This window comes from Microbacterium sp. EG9, from assembly GCF_059759475.1.
This window is the reverse complement of record NZ_CM186217.1, coordinates 435171-459074: the sequence shown is the minus strand read 5'-3', so window position 1 is coordinate 459074 and position 23904 is coordinate 435171. Positions and strand designations below refer to the sequence as shown.

General features: G+C 72.5%; 24 protein-coding genes and 1 riboswitch. Of the genes, 16 read left to right on the top strand and 8 right to left on the bottom strand.

Translation table 11 applies throughout. The features are described from left to right. Positions 1-13: 13 nt before the first annotated feature. The 10 genes from hpaD to AC6CQV_RS01955 all read left to right on the top strand — a co-directional run bounded on the left by hpaD (position 14) and on the right by AC6CQV_RS01955 (position 8144). Positions 14-1177: a 3,4-dihydroxyphenylacetate 2,3-dioxygenase gene (gene hpaD / locus AC6CQV_RS02000; protein ID WP_191008991.1), complete on the top strand. Its 1164-nt coding sequence runs from the start codon at positions 14-16 to the stop codon at positions 1175-1177. A 2-nt stretch (positions 1178-1179) separates the two neighbouring features. After that, entirely contained in the window at positions 1180-1962 is a 783-nt protein-coding gene (locus AC6CQV_RS01995) for a 2-keto-4-pentenoate hydratase (protein WP_267956662.1), read from the top strand. Beyond that, positions 1947-2750 (top strand): HpcH/HpaI aldolase family protein, encoded by an 804-nt coding sequence (locus AC6CQV_RS01990; protein WP_498260121.1) that lies wholly within the window; start codon positions 1947-1949, stop codon positions 2748-2750. The genes AC6CQV_RS01995 and AC6CQV_RS01990 overlap by 16 nt, the downstream gene beginning before the upstream one ends. Positions 2751-3092: 342 nt before the next feature. Beyond that, positions 3093-3890: a transglutaminase-like domain-containing protein gene (locus tag AC6CQV_RS01985; RefSeq protein WP_205283389.1), complete on the top strand. Its 798-nt coding sequence runs from the start codon at positions 3093-3095 to the stop codon at positions 3888-3890. A gap of 52 nt (positions 3891-3942) precedes the next feature. After that, positions 3943-4395 carry a MarR family winged helix-turn-helix transcriptional regulator gene (locus AC6CQV_RS01980; RefSeq protein WP_498260120.1) on the top strand — a complete coding sequence of 151 codons (453 nt, stop codon included), beginning with the start codon at positions 3943-3945 and terminating at the stop codon, positions 4393-4395. Beyond that, the gene (locus AC6CQV_RS01975) at positions 4392-5081 is read left to right on the top strand and encodes an NAD(P)H-dependent oxidoreductase (protein ID WP_498260119.1); all 690 of its coding nucleotides are present in this window, start codon (positions 4392-4394) and stop codon (positions 5079-5081) included. The genes AC6CQV_RS01980 and AC6CQV_RS01975 overlap by 4 nt, the downstream gene beginning before the upstream one ends. A gap of 12 nt (positions 5082-5093) precedes the next feature. Next, positions 5094-5537, top strand: a complete 444-nt coding sequence (locus tag AC6CQV_RS01970; protein ID WP_191008995.1) for a hypothetical protein — start codon at positions 5094-5096, stop codon at positions 5535-5537. 117 nt (positions 5538-5654) lie between these two features. Continuing rightward, positions 5655-6509: an ABC transporter substrate-binding protein gene (locus AC6CQV_RS01965; RefSeq protein ID WP_498260118.1), complete on the top strand. Its 855-nt coding sequence runs from the start codon at positions 5655-5657 to the stop codon at positions 6507-6509. Positions 6510-6531: 22 nt separating this feature from the next. Further along, positions 6532-7389, top strand: coding sequence for an amino acid ABC transporter permease (locus AC6CQV_RS01960; protein WP_060960409.1), 858 nt, complete (start codon positions 6532-6534; stop codon positions 7387-7389). Further along, the gene (locus AC6CQV_RS01955; RefSeq protein ID WP_060960408.1) at positions 7386-8144 is read left to right on the top strand and encodes an amino acid ABC transporter ATP-binding protein; all 759 of its coding nucleotides are present in this window, start codon (positions 7386-7388) and stop codon (positions 8142-8144) included. The genes AC6CQV_RS01960 and AC6CQV_RS01955 overlap by 4 nt, the downstream gene beginning before the upstream one ends. Before the next feature lie 37 nt (positions 8145-8181). On the opposite strand, the gene AC6CQV_RS01950 is transcribed toward AC6CQV_RS01955, so the two are convergent. Beyond that, positions 8182-8856: a GntR family transcriptional regulator gene (locus tag AC6CQV_RS01950; protein ID WP_498260117.1), complete on the bottom strand. Its 675-nt coding sequence runs from the start codon at positions 8854-8856 to the stop codon at positions 8182-8184. Further along, the gene (locus AC6CQV_RS01945) at positions 8837-9787 is read right to left on the bottom strand and encodes an EamA family transporter (protein WP_498260116.1); all 951 of its coding nucleotides are present in this window, start codon (positions 9785-9787) and stop codon (positions 8837-8839) included. Before AC6CQV_RS01945 ends, AC6CQV_RS01950 begins: the two co-directional genes overlap by 20 nt. Positions 9788-9938: 151 nt before the next feature. On the opposite strand from AC6CQV_RS01945, the gene AC6CQV_RS01940 reads away from it, so the two are divergent. Next, positions 9939-10781, top strand: a complete 843-nt coding sequence (locus AC6CQV_RS01940) for a cytochrome c oxidase assembly protein (RefSeq protein ID WP_498260115.1) — start codon at positions 9939-9941, stop codon at positions 10779-10781. A 36-nt stretch (positions 10782-10817) separates the two neighbouring features. On the opposite strand, the gene AC6CQV_RS01935 is transcribed toward AC6CQV_RS01940, so the two are convergent. Together AC6CQV_RS01935 and glyA are read right to left on the bottom strand one after the other, a co-directional pair. Continuing rightward, on the bottom strand, positions 10818-11702 hold the full coding sequence (locus AC6CQV_RS01935) for a bifunctional methylenetetrahydrofolate dehydrogenase/methenyltetrahydrofolate cyclohydrolase (RefSeq protein ID WP_498260114.1): 885 nt from the start codon (positions 11700-11702) through the stop codon (positions 10818-10820). 120 nt (positions 11703-11822) lie between these two features. Further along, positions 11823-13097: a serine hydroxymethyltransferase gene (gene glyA, locus AC6CQV_RS01930; RefSeq protein ID WP_492493176.1), complete on the bottom strand. Its 1275-nt coding sequence runs from the start codon at positions 13095-13097 to the stop codon at positions 11823-11825. Between the two features lie 66 nt (positions 13098-13163). Continuing rightward, positions 13164-13247, bottom strand: a riboswitch (ZMP/ZTP riboswitch). Between the two features lie 121 nt (positions 13248-13368). Here glyA and AC6CQV_RS01925 point away from each other — a divergent pair. The 5 genes from AC6CQV_RS01925 to AC6CQV_RS01905 all read left to right on the top strand — a co-directional run bounded on the left by AC6CQV_RS01925 (position 13369) and on the right by AC6CQV_RS01905 (position 20192). Then, positions 13369-14979, top strand: coding sequence for a beta-N-acetylhexosaminidase (locus AC6CQV_RS01925; protein WP_498260113.1), 1611 nt, complete (start codon positions 13369-13371; stop codon positions 14977-14979). Continuing rightward, a complete protein-coding gene (gene nagA, locus AC6CQV_RS01920) occupies positions 14976-16112 on the top strand; it encodes an N-acetylglucosamine-6-phosphate deacetylase (RefSeq protein ID WP_498260112.1) in 1137 nt (378 codons plus the stop codon). The genes AC6CQV_RS01925 and nagA overlap by 4 nt, the downstream gene beginning before the upstream one ends. Positions 16113-16568: 456 nt before the next feature. After that, a complete protein-coding gene (locus AC6CQV_RS01915; RefSeq protein ID WP_498260111.1) occupies positions 16569-18356 on the top strand; it encodes a sigma-70 family RNA polymerase sigma factor in 1788 nt (595 codons plus the stop codon). A 38-nt stretch (positions 18357-18394) separates the two neighbouring features. After that, positions 18395-18817, top strand: coding sequence for a YrdB family protein (locus AC6CQV_RS01910; protein ID WP_191009004.1), 423 nt, complete (start codon positions 18395-18397; stop codon positions 18815-18817). Between the two features lie 13 nt (positions 18818-18830). Next, complete coding sequence (locus AC6CQV_RS01905; protein WP_498260110.1) at positions 18831-20192, top strand: FAD-binding oxidoreductase; 1362 nt, start codon at positions 18831-18833, stop codon at positions 20190-20192. Positions 20193-20275: 83 nt separating this feature from the next. On the opposite strand, the gene AC6CQV_RS01900 is transcribed toward AC6CQV_RS01905, so the two are convergent. Genes AC6CQV_RS01900 through AC6CQV_RS01885 form a run of 4 tightly spaced genes read right to left on the bottom strand, consistent with a single transcriptional unit; the run spans position 20276 to position 23790 of the window. Beyond that, positions 20276-21055 (bottom strand): glucosamine-6-phosphate deaminase, encoded by a 780-nt coding sequence (locus AC6CQV_RS01900; protein WP_205283400.1) that lies wholly within the window; start codon positions 21053-21055, stop codon positions 20276-20278. Further along, positions 21048-21992 carry an ROK family protein gene (locus AC6CQV_RS01895; RefSeq protein WP_498260109.1) on the bottom strand — a complete coding sequence of 315 codons (945 nt, stop codon included), beginning with the start codon at positions 21990-21992 and terminating at the stop codon, positions 21048-21050. Before AC6CQV_RS01895 ends, AC6CQV_RS01900 begins: the two co-directional genes overlap by 8 nt. Beyond that, the gene (locus AC6CQV_RS01890) at positions 21992-22831 is read right to left on the bottom strand and encodes a carbohydrate ABC transporter permease (RefSeq protein ID WP_060960741.1); all 840 of its coding nucleotides are present in this window, start codon (positions 22829-22831) and stop codon (positions 21992-21994) included. The genes AC6CQV_RS01895 and AC6CQV_RS01890 overlap by 1 nt, the downstream gene beginning before the upstream one ends. Then, positions 22831-23790, bottom strand: coding sequence for a carbohydrate ABC transporter permease (locus tag AC6CQV_RS01885; RefSeq protein ID WP_060960740.1), 960 nt, complete (start codon positions 23788-23790; stop codon positions 22831-22833). The genes AC6CQV_RS01890 and AC6CQV_RS01885 overlap by 1 nt, the downstream gene beginning before the upstream one ends. Positions 23791-23904: the final 114 nt, after the last annotated feature.

Here is a 23904-nt window from a genome sequence, read left to right as displayed (position 1 = left end):
CAAGGACGCTGACATGACCGACCGCTCGACCATGACGAAGACCTCGTCCGGGTTCTTCGTCTCGCCCGAGGCGCCCATCGCCTCGGACAACCCCGTCGCCACCCCGACGTCGCCGGCCCCCGACATCCTGCGCTGCGCCTACATGGAGCTCGTCGTCACCGATCTGGCGCGCTCCCGCGAGTTCTACGTGGACGTCCTGGGGCTGACGGTCACCGAGGAGGACGAGGACACCGTCTACCTGCGCTCGCTCGAGGAGTTCATCCACCACAACCTCGTCCTGCGCCGGGGACCGATCGCCGCCGTGGCCGCGTTCAGCTACCGGGTGCGCTCCGCGGACGACCTCGACCGCGCCGTCGCCTTCTACACCGAGCTCGGCTGCGACGTGCGCCGCAACCCGGAGGGCTTCACGAAGGGCATCGGCGACGCCGTCCGGGTCGTCGACCCCCTCGGCTTCCCGTACGAGTTCTTCTACGAGACGGAGCACGTCGAGCGGCTCGCCTGGCGGTACGACCTGTACACGCCGGGAGCGCTCGTGCGCCTCGACCACTTCAACCAGGTGACGCCCGACGTCCCCCGGGCGGTGCGCCACTACCAGGACCTCGGCTTCCGCGTGACGGAGGACATCCAGGACGAGGAGGGCACGGTCTACGCCGCCTGGATGCGCCGCAAGCCCACCGTGCACGACACGGCGACGACCGGCGGCGACGGCCCGCGGATGCACCACGTCGCGTTCTCGACCCACGAGAAGCACAACATCCTCGCGATCTGCGACAAGCTCGGCGCCCTCCGCCGCAGCGACATGATCGAGCGCGGGCCGGGCCGCCACGGCGTCAGCAACGCGTTCTACCTGTACCTGCGCGACCCCGACGGCCACCGCGTCGAGATCTACACGCAGGACTACTACACCGGCGACCCGGACAACCCCGTCGTCACGTGGGACGTGCACGACAACCAGCGCCGCGACTGGTGGGGCACCCCGGTCGTGCCGTCCTGGTACACCGATGCGTCGCTCGTGCTCGACCTGGACGGCAACCCGCAGCCCGTCGTCACCCGCACCGACGCCTCGGAGATGGCCGTGACGATCGGCGCCGACGGCTTCAGCTACACCCGCGGCGACGACGAGTCGTCACTGCCGGAATGGAAGCAGGGCGAGTACAAGCTGGGCCACCAGCTCTGATCATGGATGCCGAGACCATCGCCGGCCTCGCCGAGGAGCTGGCCGAAGCCGACCGCACCCACACCGTCATCCCCCGGATCACGGCGCGACACCCCGAGGCGACGATCGAGGACTCCTACGCGATCCAGGGCGTCTGGCGCGACCGCATGATCGCGGCCGGACGCACTCTCGTGGGCCGCAAGATCGGACTCACCTCGAAGGCGATGCAGCAGGCCACCGGCATCACCGAGCCCGACTACGGCGTCATGTTCGACGACACCGTCTACCCGACGGGGGCGGCCATCCCGGTGGACCACTTCTCGAACGTGCGCATCGAGGTCGAGCTGGCCTTCGTGCTGAAGACCCCGCTCGCGGGGCCGGGCTGCACGCTCGAGGACGCGCTCGCGGCGATCGACTACGCGGTGCCCGCGCTGGAGGTACTCAACTCGCACATCGAGCTGGAAGGCCGCACGATCGTCGACACGATCAGCGACAACGCCGCGTACGGCGCGATGGTGCTCGGCGACGTCCATCGCCGGCCCGACGAGATCGACCTGCGCTGGGTGCCCGGCGTGCTCAGCCGCAACGGCGAGATCGAGGAGACGGGTGTCGCCGCCGGCGTCCTCGGCCATCCCGCGGCGGGCGTGGCGTGGCTCGCCGACAAGTTCGCGCAGCACGGTGCCAGACTCGAGGCGGGCGAGATCATCCTCGCCGGGTCGTTCACGCGGCCCATGTGGGTCCGACGCGGCGACGAGGTGCGCTGCGACTTCGGCGAGATGGGGGTCATCGAGTGTCGTTTCGTCTGAGCCCGACCTTCCGCGACCGGCTGGCCGCGGCATCCCGCCCCCTCGCCGGCGGCTGGGTGTGCTCCGGCTCCGCGCTCGTCGCCGAGATCATGGCGGGTTCGGGCCTGGACTGGCTGCTCATCGACATGGAGCACGGGCCGAACACCCTCGCCTCCGTGCGGGAGCAGCTGCAGGCCGTCGAGGGGTCGCCCGCGACGGCGGTGGTGCGCGTGCCGATCGGCGACGTCGTGACCATCAAGCAGGTGCTCGACCTGGGCGCGCAGAACATCCTCGTGCCGATGGTGTCGTCGGCCGCCGAGGCACGCGCCGTCGTGGAGGCCATCCGCTATCCCCCGCGCGGCCGGCGGGGCGTCGGCTCCGCGCTCGCGCGTTCCGCCCGCTGGAACCGCGTCGAGGACTACCTCCCGAACGCCGACGCGTACGTCTCGGTGTTCGTGCAGGTCGAGACGGCCGAGGGCGTCGACGCGGCCGCCGAGATCGCCGCGGTCGACGGCATCGACGGGGTCTTCGTGGGGCCGAGCGACCTGGCCGCCTCGATGGGGCTGCTCGGTCAGCAGACCCATCCGGACGTCACGGCCGCCGTGATCCGCGCCTTCGAGGCGGTGCGGTCGACGGGCACACCCGTGGGCGTCAATGCGTTCGACCCGCGCGTGGCCCAGTCGTATCTGGATGCCGGGGCCGCCTTCGTCCTCGTCGGCGCCGACGTGGCGCTGCTCGCGCGGGGGTCGGAGGCGCTCGCGGCGCGGTGGGTGCCCGCCGCGGACGACACGGTACGCGGCTCGTATTGAGCCGCCCCGCCCCACCCCCGGTCGTTGAGCGAGCGCAGCGAGTCGAAACGCCCCCACCCCACCCCGGCCGTTGAGCGAGCGCAGCGAGTCGAAACGCCCCCACCCCACCCCGGTCGTTGAGCGAGCGCAGCGAGTCGAAACGCCCCCACCCCACCCCCGGTCGTTGAGCGAGCGCAGCGAGTCGAAACGCCCCCACCCCACCCCCGGTCGTTGAGCGAGCGCAGCGAGTCGAAACGCCCCCGCGCCCCCGGTCGTTGAGCGAGCGCAGCGAGTCGAAACGCCCCGCCCCGCGGCGATGTCAACCCCCGCGCACCCGCCCCCGGCGCGTGCGAGGCTGGGCCCATGCAGAGGACCGTCACCGCACACATCGAGCTGAGCGTCACCGAGCCCGCCGACCTCGTGTTCGCCGTCGCCGTGTCCGCGGCGTACGCCCCGGCATCCGAGGCGCTGAGCGTCAGCGTCGACGGCGCCCCCGTGCCGGTGCGGGAGCTCGCCGACGCGCACGGCGGACGCCTGCACCGCGTGCACGCCCCGACCGGAACGCTCCGGCTCGACTACGGGGCGACGATCGACGGCACGGCCGCGCCGCTGACCGCCGACGAGACCGAGCTGCTGGTCTACGGCCGCCCCAGCCGCTACGCCGAGTCCGACGCGCTCGCGCCCACCGCGGGGGCGGAGTTCGCCGGCATCGACGATCCCGCCGCGCTGCTGCTCGCGGTGTCGTCGTGGGTGGGCACGGAGCTGTCCTACGTGAGCGGGTCGAGCCTGCCCACCGACGGCGCTACCCGCACGCTGCTCGCCCGGCAGGGCGTGTGCCGCGACTACAGCCACCTGTGCGTCGCCCTGCTGCGCGCCCGCGGCATCCCCGCACGGCTCGTCGCGGTCTACGCACCCGGTCTGGACCCCATGGACTTCCACGCGGTCACGGAGGCCTGGATCGACGGGGCGTGGCGCATCGTCGACGCCACCACCCTGGCGCCGCGGGACACGCTCGTGCGCATCGCGACGGGGCGGGATGCCGCCGACACGGCGTTCCTCAACGTGTTGAGCGGCCGCGCCGACCTCGTCGACGTGCGGGTCACGGCCACCGCCGACGTCCTGCCCGGCGACGACCTCGACCGTCTCGTCCGTCTGCAGTGACCCCCGAGTCAACCAGTTGACACATCACCATGTCAACTGGTTGACTCGCAGCATGGCCGACCGCATCACCGTCACCCTCCACGAGCTCGTGGGCGAGCTCGACCTGTTCGCGGACGCCTGGCTGCGCGAGCGGCACGGAGTGAGCTTCAATCTCTTCGAGGTGCTCGCGACCCTCGCCGAGCGCGCCCCCATCGACATCACGGGCCTCGCCCACTGCCTGCGGGTGACGAAGGCCGCCGTCAGCAAGCGGGTGCCGGCACTCGTCGCCGACGGCTGGATCACGGCCACGCCCGGCGACGGCCGGCGCGTCGTGCTCGCCCTCACCGCCCGTGGGGCGGAGCTGGTGCGCGTCGCGGGCGGAGAGCTGGAGGCGGCGTTCACCGAGATGCTCGCCGACCCCCGTCTCGACCCCGCGCACTCCCCCGTCGGCATCGAGCCCGCCGGCCTCAACGCCCACCTCAGCATCCTCACCGAGATCGTCATCGCGAAAGGTCGCACCACATGAACCGCCGCCTGCTCGTCATCGTCGGCACTCCCCTACCCGACACCCTCACCCACGCCCTCGCCGGCTCCTACGTCGACGCGGCGCGCGCCGCGGGCGCCGAGGTCCGCGTCATCGACCTCGCACACGATCCCATCCCCGACCACCCGCGCTCGCGCGACCAGCTGCGCGCCCCGCGCGCCGACCGCCCCGACGACCTGCCGCTGGACGCGGACGTCGCCCGTTACCTCGACGACGTGTTCTGGGCCGATCACCTCGTGATCTTCCACCCGCAGTGGTGGGGAACGACCCCCGCGGCACTGAAGGCCTTCATCGACCGTGTCTTCCTCTCCGGCGCGACCTTCCGCTATCGCGAGCGCTCGGCGCTGTCCGAGCGCCTCCTCGCGGGGAGGACCGCGCGCATCGTCATGACGATGGACTCGCCGCGCTTCTGGAACCGGCTGGTGTACCGCGGGGCCGCGGAGGCCTCCCTCACGCGCGCGACGCTCGGGTACTGCGGCGTGCGCACCGTCGGCATCTCCCGCTTCACCCCCGTCCGCTTCAGCGACGACACGGCACGGCGCGGCTGGATCGACCGTGTCGCCGACCACGGGCGGACCGACGCCGCGTCGCGCCGGCGGGCACCGCGCGCGGCGACCGCGGGCGCCGCTGCGGCGGATGCCGGACTCGCCAACTCGTCGCAGACGTGACACGCTGACGGGATGAAGGCCTGGATCGTCCGGTTCGCGTCGCTGTACGTGTTCAACCTCGTCGTGCTGCTGCTCATCGGCCTGCTGACCCCCGCGCGCGTCGGCGTCGCCGCGATCTGGGCCTCGGTCGTGCTCTCCCTCGCCGAGATCGTCGTCAAGCCGATCGCCGAGAAGGGGTTCCGTTCGGCGGCCGCACGGTCGGCCTCCGAACGCACCCGCGCGGGCGAGGCCCTCGTCCAGGGCGCGATCGTGCTGGCGGTCGCGGCCATCGTCTGGGTCATCACCCTCCTGCTGACCCGGGTCAACGCCGGCGGAAGCTGGTTCTGGGCCGCCGTGCTGCCGCCGATCATCATCGCGATCGGCTGGCTGGTGTACGCGAAGATCGACGAGAGGATCGAGGCGCGCGCCGGCCGGTACTACGACCGCGCCGCCGAACGCCTCGGTCGCAAAGAGTGAAGACCTCGTAACAAAGCGTCGCCCGACGCCGCCCCCGCACGCGGGTCCGGCGAAGATGGAGGTCGCGGCATCCGCGCACAGCATCCCGCGTGCCGCCCATCCCACCCGGAGGTCTCCATGACGCGTCCCATCCTGCGCACCGCCCTCGCCGCCACCGCGGCGGCCCTCGCCCTCGTCCTCGCCGGCTGCGCCGGCGGCACGGGCGGCACCGCTTCGGGCTCGACGGACGCGGATGCCGGCTACATCACGCCCGGCAAGCTCACGGTCGCCACGGGCGAGACGGCGTACGAGCCCTACGTGTACGACGACGACCCCGCCTCGGGCAAGGGCTTCGAGGCCGCCGTCGCCTACGCCGTGGCGGAGCAGCTCGGCTTCGCCAAGGAGGACGTCGTGTGGGTGCGCACCTCGTTCGAGTCGGCCATCGCCCCGGGGCCGAAGAACTTCGACATCAACATCCAGCAGTACACGATCACCGACGAGCGCAAGCAGGCGGTCGACTTCTCCACGCCGTACTACGAGGCCAGCCAGTCGGTCGTGGCGCTCAAGGGCGGGAAGGCGCAGGGGATCACCGACATCGCGGGCCTCAAGGCGCTCGCAATCGGCGCGATGACCGGCTCGACGAGCGCCGCCACCCTCGAGAAGGCGATCGCCCCGGCCACGGCGCCCTCGCTCTACAACTCCAACGAGGATGCGGTGGCCGCCCTCAAGGCGGGGCAGATCGACGCGATCGTCCTGGACACCCCCACGGCCTACGTCGCCGTCAACGCGCCCTACATCGAGAACTCGTTCGTCGTGGGCGAGCTGCCCGCCGCCGGCATCCCCGACCAGTGGGGACTGCTGCTGGCCAAGGACTCGCCGCTCACCGCGAAGGTGAGCGCGGCCGTCGACACGCTGCGTGAGAACGGCACCCTCGACGAGCTGAAGAAGACGTGGCTGTCGGTGCTGACCGAGGGTGTGCCCCAGCTGCAGTGACCGGCTCGGGTAACGTCGCTCTGTGACCAGTCACTCGACCACCCGCGCGCCGAGCGCGCTCGAGCTCGAGCGGCGCGCGTTCCGACGCGGCCGCGAGCGCCGGTCGGTGCTCGTCGCGGTCGCCTCGAGCCTCGTGTTCGCCGCGATCGTCTGGGCCACCGTCATCAACACGCCCGGCTGGGCGAGCGTGCAGCGGGCGTTCTTCGATCCGCAGATCGCCCTGCAGTCGTTGCCCAAGATCTGGGACGGGTTCCTCATCAACCTGCAGGTGCTCGGCATCTCGCTGGTCACGGTGTCGGCGGTGGCGCTGGTCATCGCCGTGCTGCGCACCGTCCGCGGCCCGGTGTTCTTCCCGCTGCGCGTGCTGGCCGCCGGGTACACCGACCTGTTCCGCGGGCTGCCGTTCATCATCGTGCTCTACCTCATCGGCTTCGGCGTGCCGACCATCATGAACACACGGATCCCGGTGGTCGTGCTCGGCGTCGTCGCGGTCACGCTCACCTACTCGTCGTACGTGGCCGAGGTGCTGCGCGCCGGCATCGAGGCCGTCCACCCCTCGCAGCGCCTCGCGGCGCGGGCGCTCGGGCTCGGCTACGTGCAGACCCTCCGCCGTGTCGTGCTCCCCCAGGCGGTGCGCAAGGTCACCCCGGCGCTGATGAACGACTTCATCTCCATGCAGAAGGACGTGGGCCTCATCTCCATCCTCGGGGCGATCGACGCCATCGCCGCCGCCCGGTCGGCGGCATCGCTGAGCTACAACTTCACGCCGTACGTCGTCGCCGGCATCCTGTTCATCCTGCTGGCGATCCCGACGATCCGTCTCACCGACTGGTACACGGCGCGGCTGCGCGAGCGCGAGCAGCAGGGATCGATCCTGTGACCGGCCCCGCCGACCGCCCCGGCGCGCCCGTGCTGCGCGCCGACGACCTGTGGAAGTCGTTCGGCGACCGCGACGTGCTGCGCGGCGTCTCGGTGTCGCTGTCGGCGCACGAGGTGGTCGCCCTCATCGGCGCCTCGGGGTCGGGAAAGTCCACGCTGCTGCGCTGCCTGGGCCTGCTCGAGCCCATCGACGACGGACGCATCTGGCTGGGCGCGCAGGACATCTCCGACCCGCGCGTCGACGGCAACCGCGTGCGGGCGCGACTGGGCGCCGTGTTCCAGAGCTACAACCTCTTCCCGCACCTGTCCGTGCTCGACAACGTGACCCTCGCGTCGCGCGTCGTGCACCGGATGCCGCGGGCGCAGGCCGAGGACCGCGCGCGCGACCTGCTCGCCCGCGTCGGCCTCGCCGACTTCGCGAAGGCCCACCCCGACCGCCTCTCCGGCGGCCAGCAGCAGCGCGCCGCCATCGTGCGCGCCATCGCGACCGATCCCGAGGTGCTCCTGCTCGACGAGATCACCTCGGCTCTCGATCCGGAGCTCGTCGGCGAGGTGCTCGAACTCGTGCGCGCGCTCGCCGCGGAGGGGACGACGATCCTCATGGCGACCCACGAGATGGCCTTCGCCCGCGACGTCGCCGACCGGGTGGTCTTCCTCGACGACGGCGTCATCGTGGAGGAGGGCGCCGCGGCATCCGTCTTCGCCGCCCCGCAGCACCCGCGCACCCGGGCGTTCCTCTCCCGCTTCTCCGGCTGAGCGGCGGGCGCTCCCCCTCGGCCGCGTCGGCGGCGCCTCAGCGGGATGCCGCGGCAGCCCGGGCGGCGCGGATCAGCTGCGTCGAGTGGTCGAGGTGGGCGCGGACGGCCGCGCCGCCGCCCCGACGGATCTCGTCGACGTACGCGCGGTGCTCGGCGGCCAGCGCGCCGGCACCGTAGTGCGGACGCACGTGCGTGAGCAGGAGGAGCACCTCGGACTCGAGCGCGGCGTGGGTCTGCACGATCCGCGGGCTTCCCGACGCCGCGACGACGGCCCGATGCACGGCGGCGTGGGCGCGGATCGTCGCGGGCCAGTCGGCGCGCGCCTCGGCATCCGCGAGCTCGTCGATGGCCGCGTCGATCGGCGCACGCACCTCCGCCGGCCATCGGGCGCCGTGGGCGGCGGAGATCATCCGCACCGCCTCGGACTCCAGGGCCGCCCGCAGCTGCTGCAGCCCGACGAGCTCGTCGTCGTCGAGCGCCGAGACCCGTGCCCCCGCGTAGGGGACGATCTGCACGAGCCGCTCCGCGCCGAGGGTCGCCAGCGCCGCCCGCACGGTGTGACGTGACACGTCGTGGGTGCGGGCGATCTCCTCTTCGCGCAGCGGCGATCCGGGCGCCGCCGCGCCCGAGAGGATCTCCGCGCGCAGGGCGTCGGCCAGCCGTGTGTCGGCGGTCGGACGCGACGCCGGCTCACGCCGCCGCGGAGACACGCGACCCCCGTTCGCGCACGGGAACGGCGACGATCGCCAGGCCCACGGCGATGACGACGAGCCCGGGGATCGACGCCGGTGCCAGCTGCTCGTGGAGCACGAGGAGCCCCAGCACCGTCGCGCCGAGCGGCTCGGCGAGGGTCAGGGTCGACACCGTGGCCGGGCTGAGCCGGCGAAGGCCCGCGCCGAACAGCAGGTAGGCGACGGTGACCGTGACCACGCCGAGCCAGAGCGCCAGGGCGATCCCGGCGGTGGTCGCGAGCCACGCGGTCGCCGTCGACAGCAGCACGGGCAGGCTGAGCACGGCGGCCGAGCCGAAGACGGCGCCCATCGCGGCCGGCGCCGTCCATCCGCGATCGAGCAGCAGCTTGCTCGCGATCGCGTACAGCGCGTAGGAGGCCCCCGCCCCCACGGAGGCCGCGACACCGACGGGCGTGATCGCGGCAACGCCCGCCGCCCCGCCCGAGAACACCCCCGAGACCAGCACGAGACCGAGCACGGCGACGGTCGTCGCGATCAGCCAGCGGATGCCGGGGCGTCGACGACGCACGAGCGCGTCGAGCACGCCGGTGACGACGGGCGCCGACCCCAGGGCCACGACCGTGCCGACGGTGACGCCGTTGAGCCCCGTGCCGGTGAAGAACGTGGGCTGGTAGGCCAGCACGCCGGCCGCGCCCACGAGCACGATGACGATGCTCGGCATCCGCCTCCCCGTGCCGGACGGGGCGAGAGCGGCGGGCGGCGCGTCGGCGCGGAACCTCCGGCGCCGGGCGAGGGCGATCAGGCCGAGCAGCCCGCCGCCGATGAGCACGCGCGCCGCGCCGATCGAGACGGCGTCGGCATCCACGTCGGCGAGGGCGCGGGCGGTGCCGGTCGTCGCGAAGCAGAGCGCGGCCACGAGGACGGCGACGACCGAGAGCGAGCGGGACATGGGGCATATTGTTACACAATCTTGCGCCTGGTGACGCGAGGGGAAACCAACCAGGCGCGGCGCACGCTCACCGCCGACGCATAGGCATGCGACCTACGCTGGCCGCACGCCTCCCCTCGATGCCCTTCTCACCACTTGGCGCGCCGACCCCGTGACGATCGCGGTGCTGGTCGGCGCGGCGCTGCTCTACGCCCTCGGGATGCGCCGCGCGGCGCGGCGCGGCGTCGCCTGGCCCGCCCACCGTGCCGTGCTCTTCTTCACGCTCGGCCTGGGTTCGTACGCCGTCATCGAGCTCGGCTTCCTCGGCACGTGGTCGGCCGAGCTGCGCTGGGCGTTCGTCGCGCGCATCGCCCTGCTGCTGATGGCCGTGCCGGGGCTCGTCTCGCTGGGCCGACCGCTCGATCTGCTGCGCGCCGGGCTCTCCGCCGACGGACGCCGACGCCTGGATGCGATCCTCGACGGCCGCGTGTTCCGCGTGCTCGGCAACGCGATGTTCGCGACGCTGTTCGTCGCGGTCGCGTTCTGCGTCTTCCTCACCCCGCTCGCCGGCATCCTGCGCACCTCACCGGTGATCGGCGAGGCGATCGGCGTCGTCGCCCTCGTCATCGGGCTGCTGCTGGTGGTGCCGCTCATGGCGCTCACCGGCATCCACACCAGCACCTTCCTGGCGGTCGAGTTCCTCCTGGCCTTCGTCGAGCTCGTGATCGACTCGATCCCCGGCATCCTGTTGCGCCTCAACGACACCGTCGTCGACGGCGTCGCGGCCGCCACCGGCGCGGGCTGGTGGCCGAATCCGCTGCACGATCAGCATCTCGCCGGCGACCTGTTGTGGTTCATCGCCGAGGTCGCCGACGTGCCGATCCTCATCATCCTGCTCGTGCGCTGGGGGCGCCGCGACCGCGTCGAGGCGGCCGGCTTCGACGCGCTCACCGACGAGGAGCACGACGCGCTCGTCCAGGCGCACCTGCGCGGAGACCGCACGGCCGACGCCTGACCGTCGCGCCGGGCGTTGCGGCCGGAGCCCGCTCGCTCAGGCCGAGACGGCGCGCTCCGCGGCCTCGACGACGTTCGTCATGAGCAGCGCCACGGTCATCGGGCCCACCCCGCCGGGGTTCGGCGAGAGCCAGCCCGCGACGTCCTCGACGCCCGGGGCGATGTCGCCGTAGACCTTCGCCTTGCCGGTCTCGGGGTCGCTCTCGCGGGTGACGCCGACGTCGAGCACGGCGGCGCCGGGCTTCACGTCTTCCGGGCGCACGAGGTGCTTGACCCCCGCGGCGCCGACGATCACGTCGGCCTGTCGCAGGTAGGAGGGCAGGTCGCGGGTTCCCGTGTGGGTGAGCGTGACCGTCGCGTTGACCGCGCGCCGCGTCAGCAGCAGCCCGATCGAGCGGCCGATGGTGACGCCACGGCCGACGACCACGACGTGCGTGCCGGCGAGGGCGAACCCGTTGCGCTCCAGCAGCTCGATCACCGCGCGCGGCGTGCACGGCAGCGGCGAGGTGATCTCGTCGTTGACGTTGAGCACGAGCTTGCCGAGGTTGGTCGGGTGCAGGCCGTCGGCATCCTTCGCGGGATCGATCCGTTCGAGGATGCGATCGGTGTCGAGGTGTCGCGGCAGCGGGAGCTGGACGATGTAGCCGTGGCAGGTCGGGTCGGCGTTGAGGCGGTCGATCTCGGCCTCGACCTGCTCCTGCGTGGCCTCGGCGGGCAGCTCGACCTGGATCGAGTTCATGCCGATCGCCTCGGACTCGCGGTGCTTCATCCCCACGTACAGCTGGGATGCCGGGTCGGCGCCGACGAGCACCGTCGCGATGCCGGGGGTCACGCCCAGCGCCTTCAGCTTCGCGACCCGCTCGGCCAGCTCCGCCTTGATCGCCGCGGCGGTCGCCCGCCCGTCGAGTTTCTGTGCCGTCATGTTCTCTCCTCAGAAATCGTCCCGCGAGAAACCACTCCCGCACCGAGACACACGTCGGCAGACGGTGTCTCGGTGCGAAGGTGGTGTCTCGCAGACAGGGGATGCCGGAATGGCGAGCCGTTACTGGGCGAGGCCGGGGTACAGCGGGAACGCGGCGGTCAGCGCCGCCACGCGGGTGCGCAGGGCCTCGACGTCGGCCTCCGGAAGCAGCGCGAGCGCGATGACGTCGGCGACCTCGGTGAACTCGGCGTCGCCGAAGCCGCGGGTCGCGAGCGCCGGGGTGCCGATGCGCAGACCCGACGTCACCATCGGCGGACGCGGGTCGTTGGGCACCGCGTTGCGGTTGACGGTGATGTGGATCTCGTGCAGCAGGTCTTCGGCCTGCTTGCCGTCGATCGCGGCGTCGCGGAGGTCGACGAGCACAAGGTGCACGTCCGTGCCGCCGGAGCGCACCGAGATCCCGGCATCCTTCACGTCCTGCTGCGACAGGCGCTCGGCGAGGATCGCCGCACCGCGCACGACGCGCTCCTGGCGCTCCTTGAACTCCGGGGTCGCGGCGAGCTTGAACGCGGTCGCCTTCGCGGCGATGACGTGCATGAGCGGACCGCCCTGCTGGCCCGGGAAGACGGCCGAGTTGATCTTCTTCGCGAGGTCGGCGTCGTTGGTGAGGATGAAGCCCGAGCGGGGGCCGCCGATCGTCTTGTGCACCGTCGAGCTCACGACGTGCGCGTGCGGCACCGGCGACGGGTGCAGACCCGCGGCGACGAGACCGGCGAAGTGCGCCATGTCGACCCACAGCAGCGCGCCCACCTTGTCGGCGATGGCGCGGAAGCGGGCGAAGTCGAGCTGGCGCGGGTAGGCCGACCAGCCGGCGATGATGACCTTCGGCTGGTGCTCGACGGCGAGGCGCTCGACCTCGTCCATGTCGATCGTCGAGGTCTCGGGGTCGACGCCGTAGGCGACGATGTTGTAGAGCCGGCCGGAGAAGTTGATCTTCATGCCGTGCGTCAGGTGGCCGCCGTGGTCGAGCGAGAGGCCCAGCAGGGTGTCGCCGGGGCGCGCGATCGCGTGCAGCACGGCCGCGTTGGCGGAGGCGCCCGAGTGCGGCTGGACGTTCGCGAACTCGGCGCCGAACAGGGCCTTGGCGCGCTGGATGGCGAGCTCCTCGGCGACGTCGACCTCCTCGCAGCCGCCGTAGTAGCGACGGCCGGGGTAGCCCTCGGCGTACTTGTTCGTCAGCACCGAGCCCTGCGACTGCAGCACGGAGACGGGGACGAAGTTCTCCGAGGCGATCATCTCGAGGTAGCCGCGCTGACGCTCGAGCTCACGCTCGAGGACCTGCGCGATCTCGGGGTCGACCTCGGCGAGCGGGGCGTTGAAGTAGGGATCGGTCATGACGGTCTCCTGCCATTCGTCGGGTGGATGCCGGTGTGCGCTGCGCGCACGCCGCTGTATCAAACGAAGGCCGGCCCAGGCGTGCGGTCGATTGCCGTGATCGTCGCTCCCCGATGGTGACCCACCTCAACGCCAGTCGCGACAGTGCGAGCATATCGGATGCGGCGACCCGGGCACACGGCTAAGCTGGCCCCGCCGGATTTGTTAGGGCTCCTTACAGAGCACATCGCCCCTGGTCTCGGTCCCGACACCCGCGCAGAATGGAGAGACCGTGTCGCAGCCCGCCCTCGTCCCCGCCCCCGCGCGGCTCGTCGTCGCCGACAGCGCCCCCTTCCTGCTCACGAGCGACGTCGCGGTCCTCGCCGAGACGGAGGCCGCCGCGCCCGCCGCCGCGCTGCGCAGGCTGATCGAGGTGCGCACCGGCATCCGGCTGACCTCCACGGCGGCCGCCGGCGTCGCGTCGGGTCGCAGCATCCGCCTGGCGCTCGGCCACGACGGGCCCGCGGAGTCGTACCGGCTGCGCAGCGGCGAGAGCGCCGTCGAGGTGGTCGGCGCCGATGCCGCGGGCCTCTTCTACGGCGTGCAGACGCTCGTGCAGGCGATCTCGGTCGGGCCCGCGGGTGCGCACGTCGCGGCGATGGAGATCGACGACGCCCCTCGTTTCGGCTATCGCGGGGTGATGCTCGACGTCGCCCGCCACTTCCTCGACGTCGAGACCGTGTGCGGATACATCGACCGGGCGGCGGGTCTGAAGTTCAACGCGCTGCACCTGCACCTCACCGACGACCAGGGCTGGCGGCTGCAGCTGGAGTCCCGACCGCTGCTCACCCAGAAGGCGGCGACGACAGCGGTCGGCGGTGACGCCGGGGGCTTCTACACGCACGACGACTACCGCGCCGTCGTCGCGTACGCCGCCACCCGTCACATGATCGTGGTGCCGGAGATCGACGGCCCGAGCCACACGCACGCGGTCTCGCTCGCCTACCCCGAGCTGTGCGAGGAGCCGGTGCTGAGCGCCGAACTGGAGGAGCTCGCGCAGGCGGACGCCAGCGCGCTGCCCGTGAGCGGCACCCCGTACGAGGGCATCGGGGTGGGGTTCTCGTCGCTGCGCATCCGCGACGAGCGGACCTACGCCTTCCTCGCCGACGTCCTCACCGAGCTGGCGGCCCTCACGCCCGGGCCCTACCTGCACATCGGCGGCGACGAGGCGCTCGGGACGGGTGCCGAGGACTACGCCCACTACATCGAGCGCACCTCGCGCCTCGTGCTCGACGCCGGCAAGACCCCCATCGCCTGGCACGAGGCGGGGGCCTCCCCCACCCTCGCCGCGGGCACGATCGGCCAGTACTGGGGTTTCGTGTCTCCCACCGACGGCATGGACGAGAAGACCCGCGGGTTCGTCCGTCGCGGCGGACAGGTGATCCTCTCCCCCGCCGACGCGATCTACCTCGACATGAAGTTCGACCCCGACTCGCCGCTCGGACTCACCTGGGCGCGCGGAGTGACCACCGTCCGTCGCGCCTACGACTGGGACCCCGCCCGCGTGGTCGACGGCATCTGCGACGACGACATCCTCGGCGTCGAGGCGCCGCTGTGGGGCGAGACCGCCCGCACGGCCGACGACATGGACGCCCTCGCCTTCCCGCGCATCGCCGCCGCGGCGGAGGCCGCGTGGTCGCCCGCCCTCGGGGCGACGCCCCTGCGATCCTGGGAGTCGTTCCGCACGCGCGTCGGCGGACTCGGTCCCCTGTGGGCGGCGCTCGGCATCCGCTTCACCGCCTCGCCCGAGATCGACTGGATGCCCGTCGCGGCCGCCCCGGCCCGCGATGCCGGCCGCGGCGAAGGACCGCTCAGCGAGGCGGCCGACGGGGGGACGGCATGACGACGGTGATCCGCGCCGTCCGGCTCGTCGACGGGGGCGCCGCCACCGACGACGCCTGGATCGCGTTCGCCGACGGACGCGTCCGCGACCGCGGCACGGGCGACGGGTGGCGCGCGGTGGCGGCGGACCGTGTCATCGACGGCGCGGGCGGCGTGCTCACGCCCGGATTCATCGACATCCACGGACACGGCGGCGGCGGCGCGTCGTTCGACGACGGCGCCGAGGCGATCGCCACGGCCCGCGCGCTGCACCGCGCCCACGGCACGACCCGCGCCGTGGTGTCACTCGTCACGGCATCCCTCGACGACCTCGCCGCGCGGGTCGCCGTCGTCGCCGGGCTCGCCGCGGCCGACGCGACGATCCTCGGCTCGCACCTCGAGGGGCCGTTCCTCGACGTCGGCCACAAGGGCGCCCACACCCCGGGCCTGCTGCGTCCGCCGGATGCCGCGGCCGTCGCACGCCTCATCGATGCCGGGCGCGGCACCGTGCGGCAGGTGACGCTCGCCCCCGAGCTTCCCGGCGGGCTCGCCGCCGTGTCGCAGTTCGCCGCGGCGGGTGTCGCGGTCGCCGTCGGGCACACGAACGCGACGGAGGACGAGGCGTTCGCCGCCTTCGACGCGGGCGCGACGATCCTGACGCACGCGTTCAACGCCATGCCCGGCATCCACCACCGCGAGCCCGGACCCGTCGTCGCAGCCCTCCGCGACGAGCGCGTCACGCTGGAGATCATCGCGGACGGGGTGCACGTGCATCCGGATGTCGTGGCGCTCGCGTTCGCGCAGGCGCCCGGTCGCATCGCCCTCATCACCGATGCGATGGCCGCCGCCGGCGCCGCCGACGGCCACTACACGCTGGGCGGGCTCGCCGTCACGGTGACCGACGGCACCGCGCGTCTCGACGTCGGCGGTGCGATCGCGGGATCGACCCTCACCCAGGACGCCGCCCTGCGCCTCGCGGTGCGCGCGGGTGTCCCGCTGGCCACCGCGGTCGGCGCGCTCACGCACGTCCCGGCGCGGGTCGTCGGCGTCGCGGACCGGTTCGGTTCGCTCGCCGTGGGCCGCGCCGCCGACGCCGTGCTGCTCGATGAGCGGTTGACGGTGCGGTCGGTGTGGGTCGACGGCATCCCCGTCTGACCCCGCCGGCGCCCCACCCGAACCGGCACCGTCGACGAAGCTCTCGACGAGAAGCGGGGCGGACGGCGCCCCCACGCCGTCCGCCCCGCTCTACCCCCTCCACCGGTACCGCGCAGGTCCTCCCCCGAGATCCCGCGCTTCCGGTCCGTGGCCACGGATCGCTCCGTTCCCCTGGCCGTTCCCGACCGCGCTGCTCCTGAATCCCCCTGGAGAGCACGTGTCGGGAAGTCCTTCACCAGTAAGAGAGCGGGACTCACGCGGTCTATTACGCGAGTTGCGAGATTTTTCTCGACCTTTTTGCGAGAGCATGCCGGCGGCGTGTTCCGGCCATCGGCCGTTGCCCAGCCGGACCTGCGAAAATACGGGTGGGATGACGCGACCCGCGTCATAATCCGCCGCCGCGAGCGTCTCTCTCGATGAAGACGAACGACACGCCCGCCTCGACAGGACACCGCCATGGACACCCCCGATCAGCCGCGCCCCGACGTGGCCGACGTCGCCGACGCCGACCTCGTGCTGCGCACGCGTTCCGGCGACCGGCAGGCGTTCGCCGAACTGTGGCGCCGCCACTACCGTTCGGGGCTGACGGTCGCGTCGTCGATCACCTCGAGTTTCGACGCCGACGATCTGGTCCAGGAGGCGTATTCGCGCATCTATCAGGCCATCGCCAAGGGCGGCGGGCCCACGGGGTCCTTCCGCGCGTACCTGTTCACGAGCATCCGCAACACCGCGGCCGGCTGGGGCCGCGCCCGCCGTGAGACGGCGATCGATGAGCTCGAAGCACTCCCCGATCCGGATGCCGACGCGCACGCCACCGATGAGGCGCTCGATCGGAGCCTCACGCATCGCGCATTCCGCAGCCTTCCGACCCGCTGGCAGGAGGTGCTCTGGTACACCGAGATCGAGCAGATGAAGCCGGCCGAGATCGCCCCGCTGCTGGGCATGAAGGCCACCGCCGTCGCGCAGCTCGCCTTCCGCGCGCGCGAAGGGTTGCGCGAGGCGTGGATCCAGGCCCACCTGCAGAGCGTCACCGACGGCTCCGACTGCCAGTGGACGATCGAGCGCCTCGGCGCGTACGCGCGCAACAACCTCGGCACGCGTGACCACAAGAAGCTCGAGGCGCACCTGGCGGAGTGCGCGCGCTGCACCATCGTCGCCGCCGAGGCCACCGAGGTCTCGCACCGCCTGGCCCTGGTGCTCCTGCCGCTGACGATCGGCGCCGGCGCCGCGACCGCCTACCTCGCCACCCTCCAGGGTGGCTCCGCACCGTTGGTCGCCCTCGCGGCGGGCGCCTCGGGCACCGTGCCGGGCGCGGTGACCGTGGGTCCCGGATCCGCCCCGGTGATGGGGGCGGCCGGCGCAGCCGGCACCGGATCGGGAGCGGCCGGCGGTGGCGGTACGGGCGGAGCGGGCGGCTCGGCGGGCGCCGCGGCCGGCGGTTCGGCGGCGGCCGGGGGCGGCGGACTCGCCGCCGGGGCCGTGGTCGGACTGGTCGCGGCCGGTGTGCTCGTCGCCGGTGCGGCCGTGGCTGCCGCGATCGTCGTGCCCCAGGTGATCGCGAACAGCGCCTCCGCTCCGGCCGACGGTTCGGGCACGACCGGCGCAGGAGCGAGCGACGGCGGGGATGCCGCAGCCGCCCCGCCCGCTGCGGCGCCCACACCGAGCACCCTGCCCTCCGCCGATCCCACGTCGACGCCGGTGCCCACGGCATCCGTGCGGCCCGACACCGTCTCGACGTCCGCGCCGACGCGCCGTGCCACGCCGACCGCGCCCGCCGCCCCGGCGGCCCCGCCGGCGACCCCGACGCCGGCCCCGTCACCGACCCCGACCGCGACGCCCACCCCGTCGCCGACCCCGAGCGCGACGCCGACCCGGACACCGACACCGACACCCACACCGACCCCCACACCGACACCGACGCCCACGCCCACGCCCACGCCCACGCCCACGGCGGACCCCTCGCCGCGGTTCGTCAGCGGCGAGTTCACGCCGAGCCCCGACGCTCCGCTGACGGGCACTCTCGACCTGGTCGTCACGGGAACACCGGGCGAGACGGTCCGACTGGTCGTCGGGGGGATCGAGCGCGGTCGCCAGGTCTTGAACGAAGACGGCCGGACGACCTTCTCCTTCTCCGCGGTCTACCGGGAGATCCTGCACGCGCCGGCCACGATCCAGTACGTCGACGGCGAGCGACTGGGTCCGGAGTACACCGTCTTCCTCTGGGGCCCGCCTCCCGCCCCCTGAGCCGCAGCGCACCCCGGCCCCCGCGTAAACTGACAGGCATGTCCGACCTGCCGCCCGTACGCCCCGCCGCCCCCGAAGCTCCGCGCGCGGACAGCGGTGCCGGCGCTCTTCCGGCGGGCATGCGACCGTCGCTCGACGCGCTCGACGTGCTCGCGTTCCTGACCGAGCTGTTCGCGTTCATCACGCTCGCGGTCTGGGGATTCACGGCGTGGCCGTTCCCGTGGAACATCGTCGCCGGAATCGGCACGCCACTGATCGCGATCCTCCTGTGGGCCCTGTTCGTCTCCCCGCGCGCCGTGTTCGCGGTGCACCCGTTCGTGCGCGCGCTGGTCGAGCTGCTCGTGTACGCGTCCGCGACCATCGTGTGGTGGACCAGCGGCAACGCCTGGATCGGCGTCGCCTACGCGGTCGTCGCCGTCACGGTCGGGCTCGTCGTCGGTCGGCGACGCCTCGCCGCCTAGACGGGAGACCGCGATGACGACCGTCCTGGACCTCCTGCGCGCCGAGCTGGCCGACCGCATCGACACGGACCCGGCCGCCCTCGACGCGGCGCGGGCCGACAAGTCCGGTCACGCCGCCGTCGGCGCACCGGTGGCCATCGTGCACGCGGCATCCGTGGCCGACGTCCAGGCGACCATGCGCATCGCGACGGCGACGCGCACCCCGGTCGTCGTGCGGGGCGCCGGCACGGGCCTCGCGGGCGGCGCGAACGCGGGTGCCGGCGAGATCGTCCTGTCGATGCGCGCGATGGACCGCATCCTCGAGGTGCGCGCCGATGACCTCCTGGCGGTCGTCGAGCCCGGCATCCTCAACGCCGATCTCAACGACGCCCTCGCCGCTCACGGGCTGTGGTGGGCTCCCGACCCGGCGAGCCGCGCCATCTCGACCGTCGGCGGCAACATCGCCACCGGCGCCGGGGGCCTGCTGTGCGCGAAGTACGGTGTCGTGCGCGACGCCGTCCTCGGCGTCGACGTCGTCCTCGCCGACGGGCGGCTGCTGCACCTCGGACACCGCAGCGTCAAGGGCGTGACCGGGCTCGACCTGACGGCCCTCGTGATCGGCTCGGAGGGCACCCTCGGCGTCGTCGTGGGGGCGACCCTGAAGCTACGCCGCCTCGTTCCCGGCCGCACGCGCACCCTCACGGCGCTGTTCCCCGACGTCCGCGCGGCGGCCACGGCCGCCGCCGCGGTGACCGCGGCGGGCGCGCAGCCCTCGATCATGGAGCTGATGGATGCCGCGTGCCTCGCCGCCGTCCACCGGCTCCTGTCGCTGCCCGCGCCGCCCGCCGGCGCTTCGCAGCTGACGGTGCAGACCGACGGCGCGTCGGCATCCGACGAGGCCGAGGCGATCGCCGCCACCCTCGTCGCCGCCGGCGGCGAGGTCCGTACGGCCCGCGACGATGCGGACGCCGAGCTGCTGTGGACGATCCGTCGCTCGATGCATCCGGCGATGGAGGCGATGGGCACGACCCTCATCGAGGACGTCTCGGTGCCCCGCAGCGCCCTGCCGGCGATGTTCGACGAGATCGCGCGCATCGAGCGCGAGTACGACCTCGTGATCCCGACGGTCTGCCACGCGGGCGACGGCAACCTGCACCCCAACTTCGTCTTCGACGGCGACGAGGTGCCGGAGGTCGTCTGGCGCGCGGCCGACGACCTGTTCCGCTCGGCGCTGCGCCTCGGCGGCACGCTCACCGGCGAGCACGGTGTCGGCGTCCTCAAACGCCGCTGGCTGGTCGACGAACTCGGCGACGACCAGTGGGGGCTGCAGCGCCAGATCACCCGCGTGTTCGACCCCCTCGGCATCCTGAACCCGGGCAAGGTCTTCACGCCCTGAGCCGACCCGTTCATCCGTCTCTCGTTGTCGCCATCCGCGCGTGGACGCGACCGCAGGGGACGGATGAAGCGCGCTGGGCGGCGTCAGAGGCCCTGCCAGGCCGGCTTGTTCGCGAAGGCGTAGCGGTAGTAGTCGGCGTGCTCCAGGCGGGATGCCGCGGCCTCGTCGACCACGACGGTCACGTGCGGGTGCAGCTGGATGGCCGAGCCCGGCAGCGACGACGTCACGGGACCCTCCACGGCACCCGCGACGGCGGCGGCCTTGCCCTCGCCGAACGCGAGCAGGAAGAGGTGCCGGGCGGAGAGGATCGTGCCGAGCCCCTGCGTGATGCAGTGCATCGGCACGTCGTCGACCGAGTCGAAGAACCGCGCGTTGTCGCGCCGCGTCTGCTCGATGAGGGTCTTCACGCGCGTGCGCGAGGCGAACGAGGACCCCGGCTCGTTGAAGCCGATGTGGCCCGACGTGCCGATCCCGAGGATCTGCAGGTCGATGCCGCCCGCATCGGCGATCGCCCGCTCGTAGTCGTCGCCCGCGTGCGCGATGGTCGCGAGGTCGCCGTTGGGGGTGTGGATGCGGTCGGGATCGAGCCCGAGCGGCTCCACGACCTCCTTCGTGATCACGGAGCGGTAGCTCTCGGGATGCCGCGGGTCGATGCCCACGTACTCGTCGAGCGCGAACCCGCGCACCCGCGAGACGTCGACGCCCTCCAGGCGGGGACGCAGGGCCTCGTACACGGGCAGCGGGGTCGAGCCGGTCGCGAGGCCCAGCACGGCGTCGGGCCGCGCCGCGATCAGGCGCACGATCTCGTCGGCGACGAGGGCGCCCGCGTCGGCGGCGGACGGGACGATGACGACTTCAGCCATGGAAGACAGCCTCCTGCTCAGAGTCGGCGCCGACGATCGCGGCGCCCAGGGCCGCCGCCGGAGAACCGGGCGGCAGCAGGTCGACGCGCTCGCTCAGTCGCAGCGAGCGCAGGAACGGGGATGCGGCGGCGCTCTCCTCGAGCTCGGTCAGCACAGGCCTCAGCATACGGTCGCCGAGCGCGGTGACGCCTCCCCCCAGCACGACGGCGTCCACGTCGCCGGCGAGCACGATCACGCGGATCGCCGAAGCGACGCCGTAGGCGAGACCGCGGCGGAGCGCGATCGCCTCGGCATCCCCCGCGTCGGCGGCGTCGAAGACGTCGCGCACCGGCAGGGCGCCGGGACGCGCCCAGCGTTCGGCGACGGCCGCGCCGCCGCTGAACGCCTCGATGCAGCCGCGCTGACCGCAGCGGCAGAGCGGGCCGGCCGGGTCGACGGAGATGTGGCCGACCTCCCCCGCCGATCCGTGCACGCCACGCCAGAGGCGCCCGCCGCGCACGAAGCCGGCGGCGATCCCCGTCCCGAGGTTGAGATACGCCATCGCGCTCGATCCGGCGGCGCCGTGCAGCGCGTACGCACCGACGGCCGCCGCCTTCACGTCGTTCTCCGCGCGCACGGGGATGCCGAGGCGCGGCCCGATCGCGAGTGCGAGGTCGAGCTCGTCGATGCCGAGGTTGACGGCGTGCGTGACCGTGGACCCGCCGGGGGCGACCTGCCCGGGCATGCCGACGCCGATCGAGCTGAACACCGACGCGGGACGGCCCACGGCATCCGCCAGCTCGTCGACCATCGTGAGGATCGTCGCGACGACGGCATCCGCTCCCCACCCGGTCGGACGTCGCAGGCGCGCGAGGATGTGCTTGCCGCGGTCCCCGCCGCCGGACGCGACGACCACGGCGTCGGTCTTGGTGCCCCCGACGTCGAATCCGAGTCGCATCAGCCCTTCACCGCTCCCGACACCAGGCCGCTCGTCATCTTGCCCTGCACGATGAGGAAGAAGACGATGACCGGGATCGCCATGAGGGTCGATCCGGCCATGACGACCGCCCAGTCGGTGGCCTTCGTCGCCTGCACGAAGCTGCGCAGCCAGATCGGCAACGTCTGCGACTCGGGGCGGGTCATGATGACGAGGGCGAAGATGAACTCGTTCCACGCCTGGATGAAGGCGAAGATGCCGGTCGAGACGAGCCCCGGTGCCAGGAGCGGGAAGGTCACCCGCCAGAAGGCCTGCGTGCGGCTGCAGCCGTCGATCATCGCCGCCTCCTCGAGGTCGGCGGGGATGCCGTTGACGAAGCCGCGCAGCGTCCAGATCGTGAACGGCAGCACCATCGCGATGTACACGGCCGACAGGCCGATCACCGTGTTGAGCAGGTGCCAGCCGTCGAGCACGCGGAAGGTCGAGATGATCATCGCCTCGGCCGGGATCATCTGGATCACGAGGATCGCCACGATGAAGCTCTTGCGCGAGCGGAACCGGTAGCGCGACACGGCGATCGAGGCGAGGAACGCGAACACCAGCGCGGCGACGACGGTGAGCAGCGTCACCGCCAGCGACACCCACAGCGCCGGCACGAACCCGCCCTCCCACGCCGCCTGGAAGCTGCGCAGCGTGAACTGGTCGGGCCAGAAGTGCGGGGTCTCGCTCTTGACCGCCGACCCCGGGAGGAAGGCCGTGTTGACCATCCAGTACACCGGGAAGACCGAGCAGACGAAGACGACGACGGCGGCGAGGTTCAGGAAGACGCGCCCGGTGGCGCGCCTCGTGCGGGCGCTCATCAGTCGTCCTCCGAGGTCAGCATGGTGCGGATGTAGTAGGCGGAGATGGCGAGCAGCACGATGACGAGGATCACCGAGATCGCCCCTCCCGAGCCCAGGTCGCCGGTCGCCATCGAGACGCTGTAGATGTAGACGCCGATGGTGTTGGTGTCGGCACGGATGCCGCCGACGGTCTGCAGCGCGTAGATCTGTGCGAACACGCGGAGATCCCAGATGACCTGGAGGATCAACAGCACGACCAGGATCGAGCGGATGTACGGGACGACGATGTACCGGAAGCGCTGCCAGGCGCTCGAACCGTCGAGGGATGCCGCCTCCAGCACCTCGTCGGGCACCTGCGAGAGCCCCGCGTACGTCGAGAAGGCGACGAACGGGATCGCGCCCCACGTGATGATGATGGCCGCGACGCCGAAGAAGCTGAGCGGATCGGACAGCCAGCTGTGACCGATCCAGTTCTGCCCGGTGATCCGGGTGAGCACGTAGTTGACGAGGCCGTAGGACGTGTCGAAGATCCAGCCCCATACGATCGTGCCCGTGAGCGCGGGCATCGCCCACGCCAGCAGCAGCCCGACCGACACGACCGTGCGCATCACCCGTCCGAGCGACTTCATCATGAGCGCGATCGCGACGCCCAGGACCATCGTGGCCGCGGCGCAGACGATCATCAGGCCGAAGCTGCGGCCCAGCACGACCCAGAACTGCGCGTCGGTGAGCACCCGCACGTAGTTGTCGAACCAGACGAACTCGGCGGGCTTGCCGAAGATCTGCTCGCGCCCGTACTTCTGGAACGACATGACGATCAGCTGCAGCAGGGGCCAGCCGATGAAGACGGCGAGCATCACGAGTGCGGGCAGCAGCAGCGCGAGCGGTGTGCGGTCCCGGCGACGGCGCCGGCGCGGCGCGGGCGCGGACGGGCGGTCGGTCTCGGGAGAGCGACGGGAGATCAGCGTGGTGGCCATCGCCGGGTCTCCTTTCGTGGTGGTGATGAGGGGCGTTTCGACGCGCTGCGCTCGCTCAACGACCGGGGAGGCGATGCCCCCACCGGCCGTTGAGCGCGGAGCGCAGCGACGAGT